6 protein-coding genes are annotated in these 8,515 nt (G+C 64.3%); 2 read left to right on the top strand and 4 right to left on the bottom strand.

The features are described 5' to 3' along the window. Nucleotides 1–102: 102 nt before the first annotated feature. On the top strand, nt 103–1,581 hold the full coding sequence (locus tag CAPSK01_RS09315) for a cobyric acid synthase (protein ID WP_034925660.1): 1,479 nt from the start codon (nt 103–105) through the stop codon (nt 1,579–1,581). A 9-nt stretch (nt 1,582–1,590) separates the two neighbouring features. Here CAPSK01_RS09315 and CAPSK01_RS09310 read toward each other — a convergent pair whose 3' ends face one another. After that, complete coding sequence (locus CAPSK01_RS09310; protein WP_034925657.1) at nt 1,591–2,055, bottom strand: universal stress protein; 465 nt, start codon at nt 2,053–2,055, stop codon at nt 1,591–1,593. 79 nt (nt 2,056–2,134) lie between these two features. Next, nucleotides 2,135–2,680 carry a bifunctional adenosylcobinamide kinase/adenosylcobinamide-phosphate guanylyltransferase gene (cobU, locus tag CAPSK01_RS09305; RefSeq protein ID WP_034925654.1) on the bottom strand — a complete coding sequence of 182 codons (546 nt, stop codon included), beginning with the start codon at nt 2,678–2,680 and terminating at the stop codon, nt 2,135–2,137. A 65-nt stretch (nt 2,681–2,745) separates the two neighbouring features. On the opposite strand from cobU, the gene cobT reads away from it, so the two are divergent. After that, nucleotides 2,746–3,774, top strand: coding sequence for a nicotinate-nucleotide--dimethylbenzimidazole phosphoribosyltransferase (gene cobT / locus CAPSK01_RS09300; RefSeq protein ID WP_273703412.1), 1,029 nt, complete (start codon nt 2,746–2,748; stop codon nt 3,772–3,774). Between the two features lie 40 nt (nt 3,775–3,814). On the opposite strand, the gene CAPSK01_RS22515 is transcribed toward cobT, so the two are convergent. Next, nucleotides 3,815–7,762 carry an Ig-like domain-containing protein gene (locus tag CAPSK01_RS22515; RefSeq protein WP_273703411.1) on the bottom strand — a complete coding sequence of 1,316 codons (3,948 nt, stop codon included), beginning with the start codon at nt 7,760–7,762 and terminating at the stop codon, nt 3,815–3,817. Between the two features lie 368 nt (nt 7,763–8,130). Further along, a complete protein-coding gene (locus tag CAPSK01_RS09290) occupies nt 8,131–8,424 on the bottom strand; it encodes a hypothetical protein (RefSeq protein WP_273703410.1) in 294 nt (97 codons plus the stop codon). Between the last annotated feature and the right edge of the window lie 91 nt (nt 8,425–8,515).

Below are 8,515 nucleotides of genomic sequence, written 5' to 3'. Positions count from 1 at the left end.
GCCAGGGGTAGCAACAGCGACGTTGGCATTTCGGCAGCAAGCAGGGGTAGGGAAAGGACGGTTGGCATGCGACAATCGCGGCGACGAAACCTGGATTCTACGATGAACAAGACCCCTACCCCCAGCCTGATGGTTCAGGGCTGCACTTCCGATGCCGGCAAGAGCGTGCTGGTGACCGCGCTGTGCCGCATCCTGCATCGCCGTGGCGTTCGCGTCGCGCCCTTCAAGCCGCAGAATATGGCGCTCAATTCGGCGGTCACCGTCGATGCCGGCGAGATCGGTCGCGCGCAGGCGCTGCAGGCACTCGCTGCCGGCCTGCCGGCGCACTCCGACTTCAATCCGGTGCTGCTCAAGCCGGCGACCGACAAGCGCGCACAGGTGATCATCCACGGCAAGGCACTGCTTGACCTCGACGCGCGCGATTACCATGCCTACAAGCCGCGCGCCATGCAGGCGGTACTCGAATCGTGGCAGCGCCTCTGCGCACAGTACGAGTGCCTGCTCGTCGAAGGCGCCGGCAGCCCGGCCGAGATCAATCTGCGCGACCGGGACATCGCCAACATGGGTTTTGCCGAAGCCGTCGATTGCCCGGTGATCCTGATCGCCGACATCGATCGCGGTGGTGTCTTCGCGCATCTTTGCGGCACCCTCGACCTGCTCTCGCCGTCCGAGCAGGCGCGCGTCAAGGGCTTCGTGATCAATCGCTTTCGTGGCGATATCGGGCTGCTCGAGAGCGGCCTGCGCTGGCTTGAAGGGCGCACCGGCAAGCCGGTTCTCGGCGTGTTGCCGTATCTGCACGGCCTTTATCTCGATGCCGAGGATGCCGTGCCGCGCACCGTGGAGAACAAAGCGGCGAGCGGCCTGCGGGTCGTCGCGCCGGTGTATCCGCGCATCTCGAACCACAACGATCTCGACCCGCTGCGTTTCCATCCGGAAGTCGATTTTCGCTTCGTCGGGCCCAATGCGGCACCGCCACCCTGTGATCTGATCGTGCTGCCTGGTTCCAAGGCGGTACAGTCCGATCTCACCTGGCTGCGTGCGCAGGGCTGGGAGGAGTTCATTCGTCGCCACCTGCGCTACGGCGGCAAACTGATCGGCATCTGCGGCGGCCTGCAGATGCTCGGCCGCGAACTGCACGATCCGCAGGGGCTTGAAGGCCCGGCCGGCAGCCTGCCGGGACTCGGATGGCTGGACTATGAAACGCACCTGGCCACCGAGAAGACCCTGGAGAATGTCCGTGGTGAACTGCTGCTTCCCGGAGCCGCTACGGTCGCCGGTTACCGCATCCACATGGGCGTCACCAGCGGCGCGGCACTGGCCCGACCGGCGGCGCTCCTCGCCGGCCAGCCCGATGGTGCACTATCGAACGATGGACAGATTCTCGCGACCTACTGTCACGGCTTGTTCGATTCTCCGCCAGCGCTATCGGCGTTGCTGACCTGGGCCGGATACCGGCCAACCCAGGACTTCGACCCGCGTCAGCGCCGCGAACAGGACATTGACCGCCTCGCCGACGCCGTCGAGCAACATCTGGATCTGCAGCGCCTGGCCGAGTGGCTGCCGGCGCAGGCCATCAGCTAGATTCCTTGGCTATTCGTCGCTCTCTTCGCCGCGCACCAGCAGCAGCGAGGTATGCCCCTTGCGCACCAGGCGGTCGGCGACACTGCCGACGAAGAAGCGCTCGATGCCGCGCCGCCCATGCGTACCGACGACCACCAGGTCGGCCTGCCATTCGCTTGCCGCGTCGATGAGCATGTCCGAAACATGCTTCTGCTCAGACTCGACGAGCCTGATTTCGGCCTCGATCCCGGCCGCCCGCGCCTCGTCGGCAAGCCGGCCGAGAAACCCCTGCGCACCCAGGCGCATGCGCGCCTCGGTCTTGCCAACGCTGTTTGGCAACATCATCGCCATTTCCCGTTGCGCGAGAATCGTTTCGTCGATCGCGTGGCAGATCGCCAGTCGTGCACCGCTGGCCTTGGCAAGTTCAATCGCTGCCTGCATGACCTGGCTGGTCATGAAGCTCTCATCAACCGCGACCATGATTCGCTTGTACATCTCTTGGCTCCTCGTTCGGCAAAATTGTCAGACAGGATCAACATTAACACTGATCCGCCGCCAGCAGAGCAAGCGCCAGCTACTTGAGGGTCAGCGGCAAACCCGCCGCCACCAGCGTCACCCGTTCGCACACCGCCGCCACCCGCTGGTTCAGCCGTCCATGCTCATCGGCAAACAGTCGCGACAGTGGCGTCGTCGGCACGATGCCGCAACCGACCTCGTTGGAGACCAGGATGACCCGCCCCGGCAGTTCCGGCAGCCGGTCGACCAGTGCTTGCGTCGCGCCGGCGAGGCGCTGGCAATGCACCGCCTCGCCGGCTTCAGCCTGGTTCGCCGCTTCGCCGGCAAACAACAGATTCGACAACCACAGCGTCAGGCAATCGACGAGCAGGCAGACTTCGGGCGCCGCGTGTCGATGCAGGGCCGTGGCCAGTTCGATCGGTTCGACGACCAGACCCCATTCGGGACAGCGCCGCGCCCGATGATGTTCGATACGCCGCGACATTTCAGCATCGAGTGCCAACGCCGTCGCCACGTAGATGACGCGCAATCCGCTTTCGCTGGCCCGGCGTTCGGCCAGGACGCTCTTGCCCGAACGGGCACCGCCGATGATCAGTTCTCGCATGCGGCGAAGCTTAGCACGACCGGGGATGCGTATAATCGGCGTCTTTCTTCCCCTCTGGCCAGCGCATGCATTTCTCCATCCCGCCCACCGCCGCCGTCCCCGAGCTACAGGCCCGCATCGACGGCAAGACCAAACCGCCCGGCTCACTGGGTCGGCTCGAACGTCTGGCGCTGCAGATCGGGCAGATACAGCAGTCCTTGACGCCGAGTCTCGACCATCCTCACCTGCTGGTCTTCGCTGGCGACCATGGCGCGGCATGCGCCGGCATTTCGGCATTCCCGCAGGAAGTGACCTGGCAGATGGTCGAAAACTTCCTCGCTGGCGGCGCAGCGATCAATGTCTTCGCCCGTCACAACGGCCTGCAACTGCAGGTCATCGACGCCGGCGTCGCGCATGACTTCGGCGTGCGCGACGCTCTGGTCGACGCCAAGATCGCTTTCGGAACAGGCAACTATCTCGAACAGCCGGCGATGAGCGCGAGCCAGCGCGATGCCGCGCTGGCCCGCGGCGCGGCCATCGTCGGTGCGCTGGCCGATCGTGGCTGCCGGGTGGTCGGTTTCGGCGAGATGGGGATCGGCAATACCGCCGCTGCTTCGCTGCTGACGCATTCTCTGACCGGCACGCCGCTGGCCGATTGCGTCGGGCGGGGTAGCGGCCTCGACGATCCTGGGCTCGCCCGCAAACAGGCGCTGCTGGCGCAGGCGGTGAAGCGTGCCGCGCTGTCCCCTGGCGCCGACGCGCTGTGCGTACTCGCCGAGTTCGGAGGTTTTGAAATCGCAATGATGAGCGGCGCGATGCTCGCCGCTGCCGAGCGCGGTCTGCTGCTGCTGATCGACGGATTCATCGTCACTTCAGCGCTGCTGGTTGCCGCCGCCATCGCACCGAATATTCGCGACTATTGTGTCTATTGCCACCGCTCGGCAGAGCCTGGCCATCTTGCACAACTGCGCGCCCTGAACGCCGAACCGCTGCTCGACCTCGGCCTGCGCCTCGGCGAGGGCACCGGCGCTGCACTGGCCTGGCCGCTGGTGCGCGCTGCCGCCGCCTTCCTCAACGAAATGGCCAGTTTTGCGGCAGCCGGCGTCAGTCGGTGAGCAGATCCGAGCAGCCACTTGATGGGGTCTGCTGCGGGATTCAGACAAACTCGATACCAGACTCGTACAGCCCCACGAGATTGATGTTGACTGCGTTCTGCGTGGTTTCGGCGGCCAGTACACCCAGGCCGGACGGGGTGAGCACACCGTTATCGAGCAGGCTGGTGAAGTACGCCAGGGCATCGGGCGGAGGCGCACTGCCAATCACATTGGTGTAAAGGAGGCTGACGACCGCCTGGTGGCTGGCAGCGGCACCTAGCCTGACGTCGAGCGCCAGTTGCATCAGGCTTTGGTCGGACATGCCGCCGTCGAGCAGACCGAGCGCGATGCCGACATAGGTGCGATTGTGGACCGCAGTCGCACCAAAGACCGCGCCCAGAATCTTGGCGGTCGTGCCGGCATGGCCGTCGATGTCGATCGCCAGACTGTGGTCGGAAAAATGAAGGCGTTCAAAATCGTACAGAAGGTCACGACCCTCGCTGCCGGAAGTATCCTGTACCGACCACCCAGTGCCCGGCACACCCAGGACATAACGGCTGGCAGGGCCACCATAGTTGATGGTGTCGATGCCGTCACCGCCACCCAAGGTGTCGTTGCCCGCGCCGCCGGTCAGCGTGTCGTTGCCGCCCAAACCATAGATCAGGTCGTTGTCCGCACCGCCGGTCAGCTTGTCGCCACCGGAGGTGCCGGTGATGTTCGCGACGCGTGGGAAAGCGTTGATACTGTAGGCGCCCGTACCGACATCGAAATCGGAAACGGCGAGGTACATCGTGCCGCTGGTCTGCGCGGTAAACGTGATTTCGGCATTGAGAGAGCCCAGACTGTCGTCGTCGTAAGCGATGGCGGTGCCGTCCGCGTCGAGCAGCACCAGGTAGGGGTCGGCCAGACCGGTGCTGCGCAGGTCTACCGAATACTGCACGCCCGCCATCGTGGACAGCGCGAACATGTCGATGTCGCTGGGAACACCAATGCTGCCGGTGAGCACTGAGCCGCCGCTCACCAGGCGGCCGCCTGTAGCCGTCGACCCCAGGTAGTCGTCGACCGGGAGCGTGGCAGAAATACTGTAAGTGCCGGTCGCCTCGGCATAGTCGTAGGCCGCCAGGTAGTAGGTCCCCGAGGTGGAGGGCGTGTAGTAGATCCGCGAATCCAGCGGCAGCGGACCGCCGTCATCGTCGTAGGTGATCAGGTTCACCTCGGGCTGTAGGCCGTAGAGCACCAGGAAAGGGTCTACCGCACTGCTGAGCGGGCTGATCATGTCGAAGAGGTAGGTGGCACCAGCGCTCAGGTCCACCTTGAACAGGTCACCGTCGTTGCTGCTGTCGATGCGGGCGCTGAGCGCCGGACTGTTGACCGTGATCATCCCCGTGGTGTTCAGGCTCAATGGATAGTCGTCGGTCGCGGGCACGGCGGCGGTGGTGAAGTTCCACGAACTCGTGTCGAGAAGGCCCGCGTAGTTGTTGCCCGAGGCATCGTGAAAGGCGCTTGCGTCGACGTTGACGTAGAAGCTGGTGCCTGCAGGCAGGTTCTCGCCCGGGTTGAGGGTGACGCTGTTGCCCGCGATACGCACTGCGGCGCTGTCATTGGCATGGATCTCGCGCACCAGGCTGCCGTTGCTGTTGTAGATCCGGATGCTGCCGCTGCCGGCCAGCACCGTTTCGCTGAAGCCCAGCACGAGATCGGCACTGACGCTGACGGCCTGCGCATCGTCCGCCGGCGTCCGGTTGACCAGGGTGGGCGCCACCGAATCAGCGGTCGTGGCCCGCAAGAGGTAGCCGCCGGTGCCGGTGTCGTAGTCGACAGCGGCCAGGTAGTACGAACCGGTCGTCAACGCCGTATAGCTGATGCGTGCGTTGCCGGAACCGCCGCTGTCGTCGTCGAAGGCCACCTGCGTGATGGTCGGACTGAACAGCGCGAGAAAGGGGTCGGCCAGTCCGCCGGCGTTGCGCTGCAGGTCGAAGGTGTAGTTGACGCCAGCCAGCAACTCGACCCGGAACAGATCCTGGTCCTTAGGCACTTCGATCACTCCCGATGCGCTTGCGCCATTGACGACGACCAGCCCGGGGGTGTCGGTGCTGTAGGGATAGTCGTCGGTCACCGTGGCGGCGCCGGTGCTGAAGTTCCAGGCGCTGGTCGTCAGTATGCCGCCATGGGGATTGCCGGCCAGGTCGCGGAAAGCACCGGCATCGACGGTGATGGTGTAGCTGCTGCCAGCAGCCAGATCGGCCGTCGGATTGATCGTCACCGTACTGCCGTCAATCGTGATCTGGCTACCGTCAGTCACCGCGATCGTGCGTAGCTGCCCAAGTGCATCGCGGATGTTGAGGTTGCCACTGCCGGTGCGAACGCTTTCGTTGAAGACGATCACCAGGTTGGCATTGCGCGCGACATTGCCGCTGTCGTCAGCCGGCGTCAGTGCCACGATCTGCGGAGCCGTGCTGTCGGTGCTGCCGGTGTTGAAATTCCAGCGGGTCGCGCTGCTGATGCCGGCGAAGGGATTATCCGCGAGGTCGGTCAATGCGCCGGTCGACACGGTGATGTAGTAACCGCGACTGGCCAGCAGATCGGTGGCAGGGTCGACGATCACGGTACTGCCATTGATGCGCACCTGCGCCGCATCACCGGCGCTGATGCTGCGCGCCAGGCTGCCGTCGCTGTGATAGATGCTGATCGTACCGTTGCCGGCCTTGATGGCCTCGTCGAAGCTGAGCACCAGATTTGCACCGACGGCGACGTTGCTGCCGTTGTCCGACGGGTTCAGACTGACCAGTTGCGGTGCCGTGGTGTCGCTGTCGGCAGACAACTGGTCGAGCGTGCGCGTGCTGTCGGCAAACTGAAAACGTTCGACCTCGCTGATCCGGTCGCTGCCGCTGGTCGAGCTGCTGATGGTCAGCACACCGCCGCTGCTGCTGATGGTGTAACTGGCGAAGCTGCCCTCGAACACCGCTGTGTCGGTACCGGCGCCGCCACGAAGGTCGTCGTTGCCCGTGCCGCCGACCAGCGTATCGTCACCGGCACTGCCGTAGAGCTCGTCATTGCCGGCGGCGCCGCGCAACAGGTTGGCCGTGTCGTTGCCGGTGATCACATCATTGCCGCCGCCCCCCTCGGCGTTCTCGATCGTCGCGTTGTAGGCGATCGCGATGTTGTTGCTCATGTCATTACCTGACGAGAACGCGCCAGCGTGCAGGTCGATGCGGCTGGGCGTGGACCAGCCGCTCAGGTTCAGGGTATCCAGACCGCCCGCGTCGTAGAGGGTCAGGATCGGATGCGCATTGCGCGAGAAATCATAGATCGCACGGGTGCTGTCGACGATGTTGCTCCCAAAGCCGTAGACCGTGTTGTCCAGCCGCGTACTGGTGGAGGCTCCATAAATCGCCTGGATCGCCATGACGTCGTTGAGCATCGGCGTCTGCGCCGAGTAGGTCCGGCCATCGCTGCCCGTCCAGTCGGCCTGCATCACCTCGGACGAGTAATAGGGCGCCGCGTAGCGCGGGCCGAAGTAGGACATCACCGACAGCACCACGCTATCCTGGTACGACGAGGGTGCCCAGTTGCCATTGCCGTTGTAGTCACCCATGTGGTTGAGACCCAGCGCATGCCCGAGTTCATGGATGAAAGTATCAAAGCCGTAGCCGCCGATCAGCGGCGTGATCAGGTCCGATTCGGTGCTGTTGAACCAGGCGCTGCCGATTTCCGGGTAGTAGGCGTGGGCGAAGCCGATATTGGAGGTGGTGTAGCCAAACTCGATGTAGGTGGTGCCCGCCGTGCCCTGCACAAAGTCCGGAGAGATCAGATCGTCCCAGGTGACCATCGCCAGGGTCATCATCGACCGCTGATCAGCATCGAATGAACGGAACGCTGCAGCCTCGCCCTGCGAATACAGACCCGGGGCCGTGCCCGGAAAAGAATAGCTGATACTGGTGCCACGCCAGCTCCGGCCCGAGTTGAGCTGGTCCAGTACCTGGGTCAAGGTCAAGTTTGCAATGGTCATGATGCCCCCTATGGTCAGTGATGGGGAAACCAACAAGCAGCGCCGCCTCCCTGGTCACCTCCCACATGCCGGCGGACTTTGGGCAGCTCACGTCACTCTTCGGTAACAGTCTGATTATAATCAATTGATCGCCCGTGCGAGGCAGTTTCTGGTTGAGGGTTCGGTCTTGCTTGCCAGGATCGGCGTTTTCTCAGGAATGGCCTGGCTGATACAACACGCGAGCGCGTCACGCTTCTCGAACACCTCTGCGTCAAGCAAGGCGGAACCGAGCCGGCCTGGTGAAAGGGATGGAAGCGAGGGTGACGAGCTTCGGGAAGGCTGGCGACCACCAGTCTGGACCTTTGCGCATGGATACTTCCAACCCGCACCTACCAGGCGATACGCTGGTCGAATTCGTACTCAGGTGCCGGTTGAGCCTGTGGGTCGTCCTCGCCCAGGGTGGCGCCCTGCATCTCCCAGAGCGGCGGTGCACGGGCGGGCATCAGGCGTGGCGGCGATGTTGGCTCGCCCAGATCGGTCAGGATGTCGCGCACCGCGCCGGCGTCGGTGAGGAAGGCGATGATTCGCATCTCGCCGCCGCAGCGTGGGCAGGCTAACGCGGCACCGCAGTAGGGCGCGTAAAGCCACGTCGCGGCACGCAAGCGGCCACCGTGTTCAAGCATGCGCCAAGCCCCCGCAGAACAACACCGCGAGCCACAGCACCAGGCCGTTGCGCAACAGGCGCAGCGCGCGCACGATGTCCTCGCCACGCGC

Source organism: Candidatus Accumulibacter vicinus (assembly GCF_000584955.1).
GTDB classification, from domain to species: Bacteria; Pseudomonadota; Gammaproteobacteria; order Burkholderiales; family Rhodocyclaceae; genus Accumulibacter; species Accumulibacter vicinus.
Note: the sequence above shows the minus strand (reverse complement) of the source record. Positions and strands in the feature narration are given on the sequence as shown.

Coding starts and splice junctions, on each gene's coding strand:
- CAPSK01_RS09315 (WP_034925660.1), top strand. CDS start 103: ATGAACAAGACCCCTACCCCCAGCCTGATGGTTCAGGGCTGCACTTCC.
- CAPSK01_RS09310 (WP_034925657.1), bottom strand. CDS start 2,055: ATGTACAAGCGAATCATGGTCGCGGTTGATGAGAGCTTCATGACCAGC.
- cobU (WP_034925654.1), bottom strand. CDS start 2,680: ATGCGAGAACTGATCATCGGCGGTGCCCGTTCGGGCAAGAGCGTCCTG.
- cobT (WP_273703412.1), top strand. CDS start 2,746: ATGCATTTCTCCATCCCGCCCACCGCCGCCGTCCCCGAGCTACAGGCC.
- CAPSK01_RS22515 (WP_273703411.1), bottom strand. CDS start 7,762: ATGACCATTGCAAACTTGACCTTGACCCAGGTACTGGACCAGCTCAAC.
- CAPSK01_RS09290 (WP_273703410.1), bottom strand. CDS start 8,424: ATGCTTGAACACGGTGGCCGCTTGCGTGCCGCGACGTGGCTTTACGCG.